General features: G+C 52.0%; 14 protein-coding genes. 9 read left to right on the top strand and 5 right to left on the bottom strand.

The features are described from left to right. Positions 1-92: 92 nt before the first annotated feature. From sgrT to idnR, 5 genes are all read left to right on the top strand, one after another. On the top strand, positions 93-221 hold the full coding sequence (gene sgrT / locus OGY04_RS17340) for a glucose uptake inhibitor SgrT (RefSeq protein WP_020996233.1): 129 nt from the start codon (positions 93-95) through the stop codon (positions 219-221). A 108-nt stretch (positions 222-329) separates the two neighbouring features. Next, positions 330-1,508: a sugar efflux transporter gene (locus OGY04_RS17335; protein ID WP_003829576.1), complete on the top strand. Its 1,179-nt coding sequence runs from the start codon at positions 330-332 to the stop codon at positions 1,506-1,508. A gap of 278 nt (positions 1,509-1,786) precedes the next feature. Next, a complete protein-coding gene (idnO, locus tag OGY04_RS17330; protein ID WP_008786186.1) occupies positions 1,787-2,551 on the top strand; it encodes a gluconate 5-dehydrogenase in 765 nt (254 codons plus the stop codon). A 58-nt stretch (positions 2,552-2,609) separates the two neighbouring features. Then, the gene (locus OGY04_RS17325; protein WP_220395053.1) at positions 2,610-3,893 is read left to right on the top strand and encodes an MFS transporter; all 1,284 of its coding nucleotides are present in this window, start codon (positions 2,610-2,612) and stop codon (positions 3,891-3,893) included. 82 nt (positions 3,894-3,975) lie between these two features. Further along, positions 3,976-4,968, top strand: coding sequence for a DNA-binding transcriptional regulator IdnR (idnR, locus tag OGY04_RS17320; RefSeq protein WP_032944294.1), 993 nt, complete (start codon positions 3,976-3,978; stop codon positions 4,966-4,968). Positions 4,969-5,013: 45 nt separating this feature from the next. Here the strand turns inward: idnR and leuD are convergent, their stop codons facing one another. The 5 genes from leuD to leuL all read right to left on the bottom strand — a co-directional run bounded on the left by leuD (position 5,014) and on the right by leuL (position 9,872). Next, on the bottom strand, positions 5,014-5,619 hold the full coding sequence (gene leuD / locus OGY04_RS17315) for a 3-isopropylmalate dehydratase small subunit (protein ID WP_286585717.1): 606 nt from the start codon (positions 5,617-5,619) through the stop codon (positions 5,014-5,016). Between the two features lie 10 nt (positions 5,620-5,629). Beyond that, positions 5,630-7,030: a 3-isopropylmalate dehydratase large subunit gene (leuC, locus tag OGY04_RS17310; protein WP_032942358.1), complete on the bottom strand. Its 1,401-nt coding sequence runs from the start codon at positions 7,028-7,030 to the stop codon at positions 5,630-5,632. Positions 7,031-7,032: 2 nt separating this feature from the next. After that, on the bottom strand, positions 7,033-8,124 hold the full coding sequence (gene leuB, locus OGY04_RS17305) for a 3-isopropylmalate dehydrogenase (RefSeq protein ID WP_003829570.1): 1,092 nt from the start codon (positions 8,122-8,124) through the stop codon (positions 7,033-7,035). Beyond that, entirely contained in the window at positions 8,124-9,695 is a 1,572-nt protein-coding gene (leuA, locus tag OGY04_RS17300; protein ID WP_008786191.1) for a 2-isopropylmalate synthase, read from the bottom strand. Before leuA ends, leuB begins: the two co-directional genes overlap by 1 nt. A 90-nt stretch (positions 9,696-9,785) precedes the next feature. After that, positions 9,786-9,872: a leu operon leader peptide gene (leuL, locus tag OGY04_RS17295; RefSeq protein ID WP_048998978.1), complete on the bottom strand. Its 87-nt coding sequence runs from the start codon at positions 9,870-9,872 to the stop codon at positions 9,786-9,788. Between the two features lie 654 nt (positions 9,873-10,526). On the opposite strand from leuL, the gene leuO reads away from it, so the two are divergent. From leuO to cra, 4 genes are all read left to right on the top strand, one after another. Continuing rightward, positions 10,527-11,474: a transcriptional regulator LeuO gene (leuO, locus tag OGY04_RS17290; protein ID WP_020996231.1), complete on the top strand. Its 948-nt coding sequence runs from the start codon at positions 10,527-10,529 to the stop codon at positions 11,472-11,474. Between the two features lie 308 nt (positions 11,475-11,782). Continuing rightward, complete coding sequence (ilvI, locus tag OGY04_RS17285; RefSeq protein ID WP_020996230.1) at positions 11,783-13,507, top strand: acetolactate synthase 3 large subunit; 1,725 nt, start codon at positions 11,783-11,785, stop codon at positions 13,505-13,507. Between the two features lie 2 nt (positions 13,508-13,509). After that, complete coding sequence (ilvN, locus tag OGY04_RS17280) at positions 13,510-14,001, top strand: acetolactate synthase small subunit (protein WP_003829566.1); 492 nt, start codon at positions 13,510-13,512, stop codon at positions 13,999-14,001. Positions 14,002-14,264: 263 nt separating this feature from the next. After that, the gene (cra, locus tag OGY04_RS17275) at positions 14,265-15,269 is read left to right on the top strand and encodes a catabolite repressor/activator (RefSeq protein WP_003018794.1); all 1,005 of its coding nucleotides are present in this window, start codon (positions 14,265-14,267) and stop codon (positions 15,267-15,269) included. Positions 15,270-15,368 lie beyond the last annotated feature (99 nt).

Genomic DNA, 15,368 nt, shown 5'->3' with positions numbered 1-15,368 from the left:
GAACTCCTGCGGAAAACTCAGCAATTTTATAATCCCTATATTAAGCCAATAATAGATTCCGATGAAGCGATGAGACAACGAAGGGGTCATCTATGCGTCAGTTCTGGTTGAAGTACTTTACCGCGACAGAAAAATCGTCCTGGTTGGCTTGCCTGAGTGCCCCGCAGCGCTTAAAGATGCTCGAAGAGCTGATGCAGTGGGAGATGACATCTGACTCCTGAATTGGAAATTGCAGACATCATGTGTGACTGAGTATTGGTGTAAAATCACCCGCCAGCAGATTTTTTCTGCTGGCTTTTTTCGTATCAGCCCAGCCAATAGGGATAACAATGCTCTGGATTATGACCATGGGACGGCGCCTCAACGGCGTTTACGCGGCATTTATGCTGGTCGCTTTTATGATGGGCGTGGCGGGGGCATTGCAGGCACCCACGCTGAGTCTGTTCCTGAGCCGTGAAGTCGGGGCGCAGCCATTTTGGGTCGGGCTGTTTTACACCGTCAATGCGATTGTCGGGATCGTCGTCAGCCTTGGCCTCGCGAAACGATCCGACAGCCAGGGCGATCGACGTAAGTTGATCATGTTCTGCTGCCTGATGGCAATTGGCAATGCGTTGCTGTTTGCCTTTAATCGTCACTATCTTACGCTGATCACCTGCGGTGTGCTGCTGGCCTCGCTGGCGAACACCGCCATGCCGCAGCTGTTTGCGCTGGCGCGGGAATATGCTGATAACTCCGCGCGTGAAGTGGTGATGTTTAGCTCGGTGATGCGTGCGCAGCTTTCATTGGCCTGGGTAATTGGCCCACCGCTGGCTTTTATGCTGGCGCTGAATTACGGCTTTACGGCGATGTTTTCCATTGCCGCAGGGATTTTTGCCATTAGCCTGGTGCTGATTGCGCTGATACTGCCGTCAGTTGCTCGGGTGGAGCAGCCTGTAGACGTGCCGCTGGAACAGACCGGCGGTTGGCAGGACAAAAATGTACGCATGTTGTTTATTGCCTCCACGCTGATGTGGACCTGCAACACCATGTACATCATCGATATGCCGCTGTGGATAAGCCTCGAACTGGGCTTGCCGGACAAGCTGGCCGGGATTTTAATGGGGACGGCGGCTGGACTGGAAATTCCGGCGATGATTCTTGCGGGCTATTACGTGAAGCGCTTTGGCAAACGGCGAATGATGATCGCGGCCGTCGCGGCAGGTGTGCTGTTTTATCTTGGTTTGATCTTCTTTCACAGCCGTACGGCGCTGCTGGTGCTGCAACTGTTTAACGCGGTATTTATCGGTATTATCGCCGGGATAGGCATGCTGTGGTTTCAGGATCTGATGCCCGGACGTGCGGGATCAGCGACCACATTATTTACCAACAGTATTTCAACGGGAGTCATTCTGGCAGGGGTGATTCAGGGGGCTGTTGCGCAAAGCTACGGTCACTATGCCGTCTATTGGGTGATTGCGGTGATTTCGGTGGTGACGCTGTGGATGACCGGGCGGGTGAAGGATGTTTAGTCCGGTGCAGTCCCGGCATCGCTGTGCTCGGCCGGGCGACATTTCGTATTCGCTTTTGTCGTTTTTGTAGGCCGGATAAGGCGTTTACGCCGCCATCCGGCAACCTGTCCTTACGGCCTGATCGCGTTACGCTTATCAGGCCAATCCCTCTTTTTTTCATCTTGCACGTAAATGCAATGTTGATCACATAACGATCATTTTCCTCTTCCTGGATCTTCTTTTTTCTACTGTTACGCGTATACAGTTACGCGTAACAGTTATTAAAAAAGGAGTTTTTTATGAAGAACCTATTCGACCTGACCGGTAAACGCGCGCTGATTACCGGTTCCGCTCAGGGCATTGGTAACCTGCTGGCCAACGGTCTGGCGGCGCACGGTGCTGAGATTGTGATTAACGATATTACCCAGCAGCGCGCTCAGGCGGCGGCGGACAAACTGGTTGCCGAAGGCTATCGCGCCGTTGGCTATGGATTTGATGTCACCAACGGGGAAGAGGTGGCGCGCGCCATCGCGCAAATCGAAAAGGAAGTTGGGGCCATTGATATTTTAATTAACAACGCCGGAATTCAGCGTCGTTTTCCCTTCACAGAATTCCCGGAGGCTGAATGGGACAAAGTGATTGATGTAAACCAGAAATCGGTCTTTCTGGTGTCGCAGCAGGTTTCCCGCTACATGGTGCAACGCCGCCGCGGGAAGATTATTAATATCTGCTCAATGCAAAGCGAATTAGGTCGTAAAACCATTACTCCATACGCGGCGTCAAAAGGCGCGGTCAAAATGTTAACCCGTGGCATGTGCGTGGAACTGGCGGAATACAATATTCAGGTCAATGGCATTGCTCCCGGCTATTTCGCCACCGACATGACCACCGCGCTGGTCAACGATGAAGCATTCTCCGCCTGGCTGTTCCAGCGCACGCCCGCCGCTCGCTGGGGTAACCCGGAGGAGCTGATCGGCGCGGCGGTTTATCTTGCCGCGCCCGCTTCTGACTTTGTGAATGGGCATCTTCTGTTTGTGGACGGCGGCATGCTGGCCGCGGTCTGATCAATAATGGGCCGCAACGCGCGGCCTGAGCGATAAAACAATAATCCAAGGAGTGAGTATGAATATGCTCGCAAAACTGCCAGCGCGTCGCTGGTGGTATTTAATGCCGATTATTTTTATTACCTACAGCTTAGCTTATCTCGACCGCGCCAATTACGGCTTTGCCGCTGCCGCCGGTATTGAACATGACTTAGGGATTACTCAGGGAACAGCATCGTTAATTGGCGCGTTATTCTTCCTGGGCTATTTCTTTTTCCAGGTGCCGGGCGCGATGTACGCCGTAAAGCATAGCGTGCGCAAAATGATTTTTTACAGCCTGATCCTTTGGGGGCTTTGTGCCGCGGCGACCGGCTTTGTCAGCAATATCCCAACGCTGATGGCGATCCGCTTTATTCTCGGCATCGTCGAAGCGGCGGTGATGCCCGCGATGCTGATTTATATCAGCAACTGGTTTACCAAAACTGAACGCTCGCGCGCCAACACCTTTTTAATTCTCGGCAACCCGGTCACAGTGCTGTGGATGTCGATAGTCTCCGGCTACCTGATTGAAGCCTGGGGCTGGCGCGAAATGTTTATTATCGAAGGTATCCCGGCGGTGATCTGGGCGTTCTGCTGGGTGATTCTGGTTCGCGACAAACCAGCGGAAGCGGGCTGGTTGAGCGAGCAGGAGAAACAGGCATTACAGCAGGCAATGGATCGCGAGCAGCGCGACATCAAACCGATGCGTAACTACGGTGAAGCGATGCGTTCACGCAGCGTCATTATGCTTTGCGCGGTGCATGCGCTGTGGAGCATCGGCGTGTATGGCTTCATGATGTGGATGCCGTCAATCCTCAAAAATGCGGCTCAGATGGACATTGTGGCGGTAGGCTGGCTGGCAGCGGTTCCGTATCTGGCGGCGATCTGCCTGATGCTGACCGTCTCCTGGCTGTCCGATAAGTTCCAGAACCGTAAGCTGTTTATCTGGCCGCTGCTGTTGATTGCCGCCATCGCGTTCTTTGCCTCGTGGCTGTTGGGCAACCAGTCCTTCTGGCTCTCCTACGCGCTGCTGGTTGTGGCCGCTGCCTGTATGTATGCGCCTTACGGGCCGTTCTTTGCGCTGATCCCCGAACTGCTGCCGCGCAACGTCTCCGGCGTGTCGATGGGGATGATCAACAGTTTTGGCGCGTTAGGGGCATTCCTCGGCGCGTGGCTGGTGGGTTACCTCAACGGTGTGACCGGCGGGCCGGGCGTCTCCTACACCTTCATGGCGATTGCTCTGCTGGCGTCGGTGGTGCTGATGTACTGCGTTCGTGCGCAAAATGAAACCACGTCGCCGTCGGCTGAGATGGCTACGCGTTAAGGTTGAGCGAGGAGTGCAGTCGCTAACCGGCTGTGATAAGGTTCTCTGCGAGCATAATGGGCTGTTAGTCGTAGAGAACCTCATGAAAAACAATCGGATGACATTACAGGATATCGCTAATCTGGCCGGGCTGAATAAGATGACGGTCAGCCGTTATCTGCGTGACCCGAATCAGGTGTCGCAACGCAGCCGCGAATTGATTTCGAAAGTGATGGAAGAGAACAACTACATCCCCAACCGTGCCCCGGAAATTCTGCTCAACGCACGTAGCAAAACCATTGGTGTGCTGATCCCCTCGTTTCGTAATCAGATCTTTGCCGACGTGCTGGCGGGGATTGAATCCGTCACCTCGGCCTGCCAGTACCAGACGCTGATCGCCAACTACGAATATGATGCCGAGCGTGAAGAACGCGAGGTGCTGAACCTGCTCTCTTACAATATCGACGGCCTGATCCTCACGGGAAAGCTGCATACCGAGCGAATGATCCAGTACGTGCGCGCCAGCGGCGTACCGGTGGCGGAACTGATGGATATTAGCGGCCAGTATCTTGATATACAGGTTGGGTTTGATAACGAAAAAGCCGCGTTTGAAATGACGCAGGCTTTTATCGACAGCGGTAAACGCAGCATTGCTTTCTTTGGCTCGATGGATGACCCCCGAGACCTTAGCCGTTTTCGCGGCACCGAGAAAGCGCTGGCGGCGCAGGGACTGGAAGCGTACCACCTGGCGCCAAAGACTATTTCGTCGGTGGCGCTGGGCCGCAAGATGTTCCAGCAGGCGATGGCGGAAAAGCCGGATATTGACGCTATTTTCTGTACCAACGATGACCTGGCGGTTGGCGCGCTGCTGGAGTGTCAGGCACAGCAGTACGATGTGCCGGGAAAAATGGCGATTGCCGGTTTCCACGGGCTGGAAATTGGCCGTGCGCGGCTGCAAAAAATCGCCAGCGTGATTACGCCACGCTTTGAGATTGGCAAAACGGCGGCGGATATTCTGATTAAGCGTTTGAACGGGAAAGATGCGCCGGGCAGCGTCAATCTTGGCTACCAAATCTATTACGGCGATACGCTGTAGGCGAAGAGAAAGGGCTGGCCACCGTGCGGTGACCAGCGGAAGAGATTACTGCATAAACGCTGGCTGCTTGTCTTCGTACTCGGTGATGGCCGCTTCATGTTGCAGCGTCAGCCCGATGCTGTCCAGACCGTTCAGCATGCAGTGGCGGCGGAAGTCGTCAATTTTAAAGCTGTAGGACTTATCGCCTGCTTTCACCACCTGCGCTTCCAGATCCACTTCAAATTTAATGCCCGGATTGGCTTTCACCCGCGCGAACATTTCATCTACCTGCGCGTCGCTCAGGGTCACCGGCAACAGTTGGTTATTAAAACTGTTGCCGTAGAAGATGTCGGCGAAGCTTGGTGCGATCACCACTTTAAAGCCGTAATCGGTCAGTGCCCACGGCGCATGTTCGCGTGAAGAGCCGCAGCCAAAGTTTTCCCGTGCGAGCAGAATTGATGCCCCTTTATATTCCGGGAAGTTTAAAACGAACTCAGGATTCGGCTGTTGGCCCTTTTCGTCCAGGAAACGCCAGTCGTTAAACAGATGGGCGCCAAAACCGGTGCGCGTAACCTTCTGCAAAAACTGTTTAGGGATAATTGCGTCGGTATCAACGTTGGCGGCATCCAGTGGGACAACCAGGCCGGTATGCTGGGTAAATTTCTCTGCCATGGTAGTTTCCTTATTTGATGCTGCGAATGTCGGCAAAATGACCGGTAACGGCGGCAGCGGCGGCCATGGCCGGGCTGACTAAATGCGTGCGACCACCGCGGCCCTGACGGCCTTCAAAATTACGATTGCTGGTGGATGCGCAGCGTTCGCCTGGGTTCAGGCGGTCATTGTTCATCGCCAGGCACATGGAACAGCCCGGTAAACGCCATTCAAAACCGGCTTCGATAAAGATCTTATCCAGACCTTCTGCTTCCGCCTGCGCTTTCACAGGACCAGAGCCCGGCACCACCAGTGCCTGCACGCCCGGCGCAACTTTGCGCCCTTTGGCGATTTCTGCCGCGGCGCGTAAATCTTCAATACGCGAGTTGGTGCAGGAACCGATGAACACTTTATCGATAGCCACTTCCGTTAACGGAATACCCGGTTTCAGCCCCATATACGCCAGCGCTTTTTCAGCTGATGCACGCTCAACGGGATCGGCAAATGACGCCGGGTCGGGAATATTATCGTTCACCGAGATGACCTGACCCGGGTTTGTTCCCCAGGTGACCTGCGGAGCGATCTCTTCTGCCTGCAGGGTAACGACGGTATCAAACGTCGCGTTGTCGTCGGTTTTCAGGGTTTTCCAGTATGTAACCGCGTGGTCAAAATCCTCGCCCTTCGGTGCGTGTAAACGACCCTGAACATAGTTAAAGGTCGTTTCATCCGGTGCGACCAGACCCGCTTTGGCGCCCATTTCAATGGCCATGTTGCACAGGGTCATCCGGCCTTCCATGCTCAATGCACGGATGGCTTCGCCACAAAACTCAACCACGTGTCCGGTACCGCCTGCGCTACCGGTTTTACCGATAATCGCCAGCACGATATCTTTGGCGGTAATGCCAGCGGCTGCTTTACCGTTGACTTCAATCTTCATGGTTTTGGCGCGCCCCTGTTTCAGGGTCTGCGTCGCCAGAACGTGTTCAACTTCAGAGGTGCCAATGCCAAATGCCAGTGCGCCGAACGCGCCGTGTGTAGCGGTGTGGGAATCGCCGCAGACGATGGTCATACCCGGCAACGTCACGCCTTGTTCTGGCCCCATCACGTGAACGATACCCTGATACGGATGGTTCAGGTCGTACAGCTCGACGCCAAATTCGTTACAGTTCTTAATCAGCTCCTGCATCTGGATGCGCGCCATCTCACCCGACGCGTTGATATCTTTGGTCTGGGTAGAGACGTTGTGATCCATGGTGGCAAAGGTTTTACCTGGCTGGCGCACCTGACGGCCATGCGCGCGCAGACCATCAAACGCCTGCGGAGAGGTCACTTCATGCACCAGATGCCTGTCGATGTACAACAGTGGGGTTTCGTTTTGCGCCTCAAAGACGACGTGCGCATCAAACAATTTTTCGTACAACGTTTTGGCCATGATTACACCCCTTCTGCGACGTAACGGGCAATGATGTCGCCCATTTCATCGGTACTGACTGCGGCAGCGCCACGGGCTAAGTCACCGGTGCGAATGCCTTCTTCTAATGCGCGGTTGATGGCGCTCTCAATTGCGGTTGCCGCATCATTGGCATCCAGGCTGTAGCGCAGCAGCAGCGCCAGCGACAGGATCTGGGCGATAGGGTTGGCAATGTTTTTCCCTGCGATGTCCGGAGCGGAGCCGCCAGCAGGCTCGTACAAACCGAAGCCCTGCTCATTCAGGCTGGCGGACGGTAACATGCCCATTGAACCGGTGATCATGGCGCACTCATCAGACAGAATGTCACCAAACAGGTTAGAGCACAGCAACACGTCGAACTGGGATGGATCTTTAATTAATTGCATAGTCGCGTTGTCGATGTACATATGCGCCAGCTCAACGTCCGGGTATTCATTAGCAATTTCATTGACAATTTCGCGCCACAGAATAGACGTTTGCAGTACGTTAGCTTTATCAATCGACGTAACTTTACGGCGACGTTTGCGAGCGGATTCAAACGCGATACGCGCAATACGTTCGATCTCGAAACGGTGATAAACCTCGGTATCAAAAGCTTTTTCATGTTGTCCGCTGCCTTCGCGGCCTTTTGGTTGACCGAAGTAAATCCCGCCAGTCAGTTCGCGTACGCACAGGATGTCGAAACCGTTCGCGGCAATATCTGCGCGCAGAGGGCAAAACGCTTCCAGCCCCTGGTAGAGCTTAGCCGGGCGCAGGTTGCTGAATAATTTGAAGTGCTTACGCAATGGCAGCAGTGCGCCACGCTCTGGCTGCTGGTTTGGCGGCAGGTTTTCCCATTTCGGGCCGCCAACGGAGCCAAACAGAATGGCGTCAGCTTGTTCACAGCCTTCAACCGTTGCAGGTGGCAGCGGCTGACCGTGGTTATCGATAGCGGCACCACCCACGTCGTAGTGGCTGGTGGTAATGCGCATATTAAAGCGGTTGCGGATTGCGTCCAGTACCTTCAGGGCTTGCGCCATTACTTCCGGGCCAATACCGTCACCCGGCAAAACAGCAATATGATAATTCTTCGACATCACACGGTTTCCTTGTTGTTCTCGTTGTTCTGAGCTTTGCGTTGCAATTCTTTTTCGACTTCTTCGGCGCGCCAGATGTTGTTCAGCACATGCACCATCGCTTTAGCAGAAGATTCGACGATATCTGTCGCCAGACCGACGCCGTGGAAACGACGACCGTTATAGTTGGCAACGATATCCACCTGACCCAGCGCATCTTTACCGTGCCCTTTGGCGGTCAGGCTGTATTTCACCAGTTCGATGTTGTACTCAGTTACACGGTTGATGGCCTGATAAATAGCATCGACCGGACCGTTACCGTTCGCCGCTTCGGCTTTGACTTCGTCACCGCAGGCCAGCTTGACGGAGGCGGTGGCGATGTCGTTTGAGCCGGACTGCACGCTGAAGTAATCCAGACGGAAATGCTCTGGTTCTTCCTGCTGTTTATTAATGAAGGCCAGCGCTTCCAGGTCGTAATCAAATACCTGACCTTTTTTATCCGCCAGTTTCAGGAATGCGTCATACAGGTTGTCCAGGCTGTATTCATTTTCTTTATATCCCATCTCATCCATACGGTGTTTCACCGCGGCGCGTCCGGAACGGGAGGTCAGGTTCAGCTGTACCTGGTTCAGACCAATTGATTCAGGCGTCATGATTTCGTAGTTTTCACGGTTTTTCAGTACGCCGTCCTGATGGATGCCGGAGGAGTGGGCAAAGGCACCGCTGCCGACAATGGCTTTGTTTGCCGGAATGGGCATGTTGCAGATTTGGCTGACTAACTGGCTGGTACGCCAGATCTCCTGGTGATTGATGCGGGTCTGTACATTCAGGATATCTTTACGCACCTTGATCGCCATGATCACTTCTTCCAGTGAGCAGTTACCGGCACGTTCGCCGATACCGTTCATCGCGCCTTCCACCTGACGCGCTCCGGCGTGAACGGCTGCCAGCGCGTTGCCGACGCCCAAACCTAAATCATCATGGGTGTGTACGGAGATGATGGCTTTATCGATATTTGGTACGCGTTCATACAGGCCAGAAATGATTGCCCCAAATTCGAAAGGCATGGTGTAACCGACGGTATCGGGGATGTTAATGGTTTTAGCACCCGCGTTAATGGCAGCTTCAACCACGCGAGCCAGATCGGCGATAGGGGTACGGCCTGCATCTTCGCAGGAGAACTCCACGTCATCGGTATAATTACGCGCACGCTTAACCATGTAGACCGCGCGCTCAATGACCTCATCCAGCGTACTGCGTAATTTCGTCGCGATGTGCATCGGCGAGGTGGCGATAAACGTATGAATACGGAAAGCTTCAGCGACTTTCAGCGATTCTGCTGCGACGTCGATATCTTTTTCTACGCAGCGTGCTAAGGCGCAAACGCGGCTGTTTTTAACCTGACGAGCAATGGTCTGAACTGACTCAAAGTCGCCCGGTGAAGAAACGGGGAAACCTACTTCCATCACGTCAACGCCCATACGCTCAAGGGCCAGCGCAATCTGCAGTTTTTCTTTCACACTCAGGCTTGCCTGTAACGCCTGTTCACCATCGCGTAAGGTGGTATCGAAAATAATGACTTGCTGGCTCATGGTTTAGGTCCTTGGTTTCTTAGGGCGCCTTGCTTCGAGCATAAAAAAACCCGCGCAACGGCGCGGGTTTTTGTCTTAACTGGAGCTGACTTAATGCTGAATGTCGTCCACCAGTCTACCGCGCAATGAAGATGCGTTTAGTAGTAGTAGACCGTTAAAACGAGCAATGTAAGTCATCAATTAAGCTCCAGGCGAATGCGATATGCTTTTAGTGGTACTGGATATGAAGACTGATGTCAACCCTCACCCCTGCAAATGCCTTACTTGAGGGGAGAAGTTTCTGCAAAACTTAAGCGAATTGTGCTGAATTTTTCGGAGTACATAAAATTAATCAGTTGATGGTTGTACATACTTTTCATGGTTTGACATATTTGAGCATAATTATTTGCATTTATTGTAACGGCGAACTGAAGAAAAGGTCGCTCTTGGGATTTCATATCTTTATGATTTGACTGTTTTTATAGTAATCGTGAATGGCTATGTGCGGTATGACTCCACATAATTGATAAATTAATGTTAACTTTTAATGTATTAATAATATAAACATTTAATTAAAACTTAAATACGTATTCACGATACGTATGATTGTATATTCGCCATGCTTATGGTTATATTGTTTTTGAAATTTAAACATATGAATCACCGTGCAGTGACACCTGCCACACTGCGCTCGCATTGGTCTTTTGTTCATTTAGGTTTGTACCTTTATGTTTTCCTAATTTTAATGTTTTTTCTTTTTCTCATCTTATATGTATGGTAAATCATATTAACGGAGATTATTTCTTCACTCCGTCTGGGAAAAGGGAGTTTAGAGTGACAGTGGAGTTAAATATGCCAGAAGTAAAAATAATAGATAAAACAAATATTATAGATATGGGGAAGCCACAGCTTCGCATGGTTGATCTTAATTTATTAACCGTCTTTGATGCGGTGATGCAAGAACAAAATATTACCCGTGCCGCGCATACTTTAGGAATGTCGCAACCTGCTGTCAGTAATGCGGTCGCGCGCCTGAAAGTGATGTTTAATGATGAGCTTTTTGTTCGTTATGGACGCGGTATCCAGCCGACAGCAAGAGCTTTCCAGCTATTTGGTTCTGTTCGCCAGGCATTGCAATTAGTGCAAAATGAACTGCCTGGATCGGGTTTTGAGCCAGCCAGCAGCGAGCGCGTATTCAATCTTTGCGTATGCAGCCCATTGGATAATATTCTGACGTCGTTGATTTATAATCGGGTTGAGCAAGTAGCGCCAAACATTCATGTCGTATTTAAATCTTCACTCAATCAAAATACAGAGCATCAATTACGTTACCAGGAAACAGAATTCGTTATTAGCTATGAAGAATTCCGTCGTCCTGAATTTACCAGTATTCCGTTATTCAATGACGAAATGGTGTTAGTCGCAAGTAAAAAGCATCCGCGCATTAGTGGTCCGTTACTGGAAAGCGATGTCTATAATGAACAGCATGCGGTGGTGTCACTTGATCGCTTCGCATCATTCAGCCAACCGTGGTATGACACACCGGATAAACAATCCTGCGTAGCTTATCAGGGCATGGCATTAATTAGCGTTCTTAATATTGTGTCGCAAACGCATTTGGTCTCTATTGCGCCGCGTTGGTTAGCAGAAGAATTTGCCGATTCTTTAGAACTACAGATCTTACCTTTACCGTTAAAATTGAACAGCCGCACATGCTATCTTTCCTGGCATGAAGCCGCGGGCCGGGATAAAGGACATCAATGGATGGAAGAGCTGTTAGTCTCCGTTTGTAAGCAGTAGCACTTGGCAGAGTAAACCGGACAATACATCCTGTTTATTCTGCTTTTTTCTTTATAACTGAAATTTTATGCTGAACTCTATTTTTTACGTCTGTCAAAAAATAGAGTAATTGCTGTAAGTTCCCATTTTTAAGCGATTATTTATCATACTGATTGCTTATGCTGGTTTAATTCTCCGTTTATTCGCGTCTTTCCTCCTTTTTATTCTTATTTACTCCAGTGACACCCCTTCGGAGTCAATTGCCATGCGTCATCGTCAGCGGTTAATGTGTTGTTAAACCGTAATTCATTATAAGAGTGAGGCAAGCCATGGAGATGTTGTCTGGAGCCGAGATGGTCGTCCGATCGCTCATCGATCAGGGTGTGAAGCAGGTATTCGGTTATCCCGGGGGGGCCGTCCTCGATATTTATGATGCGCTGCATACGGTCGGTGGTATTGATCATGTGCTGGTCCGCCATGAACAAGCGGCGGTACATATGGCTGATGGCCTGGCGCGTGCCACGGGAGAAGTGGGGGTCGTATTAGTTACCTCCGGACCGGGGGCGACCAACGCGATTACCGGAATCGCAACGGCATACATGGATTCCATTCCGCTGGTGATCCTCTCCGGACAGGTCGCAACGTCGCTGATTGGCTACGATGCCTTCCAGGAGTGCGACATGGTAGGTATATCCCGCCCGGTGGTAAAACACAGCTTCCTGGTCAAACAAACGGAAGATATCCCACAGGTGCTGAAAAAAGCCTTCTGGCTGGCAGCAAGCGGTCGTCCTGGGCCGGTGGTGGTGGATTTGCCGAAGGATATTCTGAATCCGGCGAAGAAACTGCCTTATAGCTGGCCGGACTCGGTGAGTATGCGCTCGTATAATCCGACGACGACGGGGCATAAAGGACAGATCAAACGGGCGCTACAGACGCTGGTCGCGGCGAAGAAACCGGTTGTCTATGTGGGCGGTGGCGCGGTCAATGCTGCTTGCCATGAGCAGTTAGCTCAGATTGCTGAAGCGCTGAATCTGCCGGTTGTCTCCTCGCTAATGGGGTTGGGCGCGTTTCCGGCCACGCATCGTCAGGCGCTGGGCATGTTAGGGATGCACGGTACATACGAAGCGAATATGACCATGCATCATTCCGATGTGATCTTTGCTGTCGGCGTTCGCTTTGACGATCGAACGACAAATAACCTGGCAAAATACTGTCCGAATGCGACCGTGCTGCATATCGACATCGATCCGACCTCTATTTCTAAAACCGTTACTGCGGATATTCCGATTGTGGGTGATGCCCGTCTGGTGCTGGATCAAATGCTCGAACTGCTGGAGCAGGAGAAATCACAGCAGCCACTGGATGATAACCGTGACTGGTGGCAACAGATTGAGCACTGGCGCGCCCGTCAGTGTCTGAAATACGACACGCAAAGCGAAAGCATTAAGCCGCAGGCGGTGATTGAAACCATCTGGCGTCTGACGAAAGGGGAAGCGTATGTGACCTCTGACGTTGGCCAGCATCAGATGTTTGCCGCACTTTATTATCCGTTCGATAAACCGCGTCGCTGGATTAACTCAGGCGGCCTCGGCACGATGGGATTCGGTTTACCTGCGGCATTAGGGGTGAAAATGGCATTGCCGGATGAAACGGTAGTGTGCGTCACCGGGGATGGCAGCATTCAGATGAATATCCAGGAGCTGTCGACGGCGCTGCAGTATGAACTGCCGGTGCTGGTGCTCAACCTTAACAACCGTTATCTCGGCATGGTCAAACAATGGCAGGACATGATCTACTCCGGGCGTCACTCCCAGTCTTACATGCAGTCGCTGCCCGATTTTGTGCGCCTTGCTGAGGCTTATGGGCATATCGGTATCCAGATTAATCATCCAGATGAACTGGAGAGCAAGCTGGGTGAAGCGCTGGAGCATGTGCGTAATCATCGCCTGGTGTTTGTCGACGTCACCGTCGACGGCAGTGAGCATGTCTACCCGATGCAGATTCGTGGGGGCGGGATGGATGAAATGTGGCTAAGCAAAACGGAGAGGACCTGATTATGCGCCGGATATTATCAGTATTGCTGGAAAATGAGTCGGGTGCATTATCGCGGGTGATTGGCCTCTTCGCCCAGCGTGGTTACAACATTGAAAGCCTGACCGTCGCGCCGACCGACGACCCGACCTTATCGCGGATGACGATTCAGACGGTAGGGGATGAGAAAGTCCTTGAGCAGATCGAAAAGCAGCTCCACAAACTGGTGGATGTTCTGCGCGTTAGCGAGCTGGGGCAGGGTGCCCACGTTGAACGAGAAATCATGCTGGTGAAAATCCAGGCCAGTGGTTATGGCCGGGAAGAGGTGAAACGCAATACGGAGATTTTCCGCGGGCAAATCATCGACGTGACGCCGTCTATCTACACCGTACAACTGGCGGGCACCAGCGACAAGCTGGATGCGTTTCTGGCAACCTTGCGTGAAGTCGCCAAAATTGTGGAAGTTGCTCGTTCCGGTGTGGTGGGACTCTCCCGTGGCGATAAAATTATGCGCTAATCGTCAACAGTAGGCCTGGTAAGCAAAGCGCTATCAGGCCTCATCGTGGAGGTCATGCCGGATAGCGGCATAAACGCCTTATCCTGCCTGCAGGTAACGAACCCGCTTTCGCTGATGCTACCTGCTGCGCTTTTTTTGCGAAATCAGCAGTAACCAGAGACAAAAGCGGTTGCCGCAGTCATTATTCTGCGCTTAGATGTTAAGAAGTTTAACCCATGCCATCTAAAAGGTTATGGTTTGTACATTTTACGCAAGGGGCAATTGTGAAACTGGATGAAATCGCTCGGTTGGCCGGCGTTTCGCGAACGACTGCAAGCTACGTTATTAATGGCAAAGCAAAGCAATATCGCGTAAGCGACAAAACGGTTGAAAAAGTCATGGCGGTGGTGCGTGAGCATAATTACCACCCGAATGCCGTGGCGGCCGGGCTGCGTGCTGGACGCACACGTTCTATCGGGCTGGTGATCCCGGATCTTGAGAACACAAGCTATACCCGGATCGCAAACTATCTGGAACGCCAGGCGCGTCAGCGTGGGTATCAGCTGTTGATTGCCTGCTCTGAAGATCAGCCGGATAACGAAATGCGCTGTATTGAGCATCTTTTACAGCGCCAGGTCGATGCCATTATTGTGTCGACTTCTTTGCCGCCTGAGCATCCGTTCTACCAACGCTGGGCAAACAGTTCATTCCCGATTGTGGCGCTGGACCGTGCACTGGACCGCGAACATTTTACCAGCGTTGTGGGTGCGGATCAGGATGATGCGGAAATGCTGGCAGAGGAGTTACGCAAATTCCCTGCTGAAACCGTCCTCTATCTGGGCGCGCTTCCTGAATTATCCGTCAGTTTCCTGCGCGAGCAGGGTTTTCGTACCGCGTGGAAGGACGATCCGCGTGAAGTCCATTTCCTGTACGCCAACAGCTATGAGCGGGAAGCGGCTGCGCAGCTGTTTGATAAATGGCTGGAAACGCACCCAATGCCTCAGGCGTTGTTTACCACGTCGTTTGCCCTGTTGCAGGGCGTGATGGATGTGACCCTGCGTCGTGATGGGCAACTGCCGTCTGATTTAGCGATTGCGACTTTTGGCGATCACGAACTGCTCGACTTCCTGCAGTGCCCGGTACTGGCAGTGGCACAGCGCCATCGCGATGTCGCAGAACGCGTGCTGGAGATTGTACTGGCAAGTCTGGACGAACCGCGTAAACCAAAACCAGGTTTAACGCGTATACGGCGTAATCTGTACCGTCGCGGTATTCTCAGCCGTAACTAAGTTTCCTCAATTGATGACGTCGGCGGGATAAGCCTCTGACGTCTTCAATTTTTCTATTCTCAGAAATAACCGCATTATATTTAAGAATATTCTTTAGAA

Origin of the sequence: Citrobacter sp. Cpo091 (assembly GCF_030332645.1) — a bacterium.
GTDB classification, from domain to species: Bacteria; Pseudomonadota; Gammaproteobacteria; order Enterobacterales; family Enterobacteriaceae; genus Citrobacter; species Citrobacter portucalensis.
The sequence above is the reverse complement of the archived record's forward strand: the minus strand, read 5'-3'. Positions and strand labels throughout refer to the sequence as shown.

Excerpts from the sequence above, each read along its gene's own strand:
- sgrT (WP_020996233.1), top strand. The coding sequence starts at position 93 with ATGCGTCAGTTCTGGTTGAAGTACTTTACCGCGACAGAAAAATCGTCC.
- OGY04_RS17335 (WP_003829576.1), top strand. The coding sequence starts at position 330 with ATGCTCTGGATTATGACCATGGGACGGCGCCTCAACGGCGTTTACGCG.
- idnO (WP_008786186.1), top strand. The coding sequence starts at position 1,787 with ATGAAGAACCTATTCGACCTGACCGGTAAACGCGCGCTGATTACCGGT.
- OGY04_RS17325 (WP_220395053.1), top strand. The coding sequence starts at position 2,610 with ATGAATATGCTCGCAAAACTGCCAGCGCGTCGCTGGTGGTATTTAATG.
- idnR (WP_032944294.1), top strand. The coding sequence starts at position 3,976 with ATGAAAAACAATCGGATGACATTACAGGATATCGCTAATCTGGCCGGG.
- leuD (WP_286585717.1), bottom strand. The coding sequence starts at position 5,619 with ATGGCAGAGAAATTTACCCAGCATACCGGCCTGGTTGTCCCACTGGAT.
- leuC (WP_032942358.1), bottom strand. The coding sequence starts at position 7,030 with ATGGCCAAAACGTTGTACGAAAAATTGTTTGATGCGCACGTCGTCTTT.
- leuB (WP_003829570.1), bottom strand. The coding sequence starts at position 8,124 with ATGTCGAAGAATTATCATATTGCTGTTTTGCCGGGTGACGGTATTGGC.
- leuA (WP_008786191.1), bottom strand. The coding sequence starts at position 9,695 with ATGAGCCAGCAAGTCATTATTTTCGATACCACCTTACGCGATGGTGAA.
- leuL (WP_048998978.1), bottom strand. The coding sequence starts at position 9,872 with ATGACTTACATTGCTCGTTTTAACGGTCTACTACTACTAAACGCATCT.
- leuO (WP_020996231.1), top strand. The coding sequence starts at position 10,527 with ATGCCAGAAGTAAAAATAATAGATAAAACAAATATTATAGATATGGGG.
- ilvI (WP_020996230.1), top strand. The coding sequence starts at position 11,783 with ATGGAGATGTTGTCTGGAGCCGAGATGGTCGTCCGATCGCTCATCGAT.
- ilvN (WP_003829566.1), top strand. The coding sequence starts at position 13,510 with ATGCGCCGGATATTATCAGTATTGCTGGAAAATGAGTCGGGTGCATTA.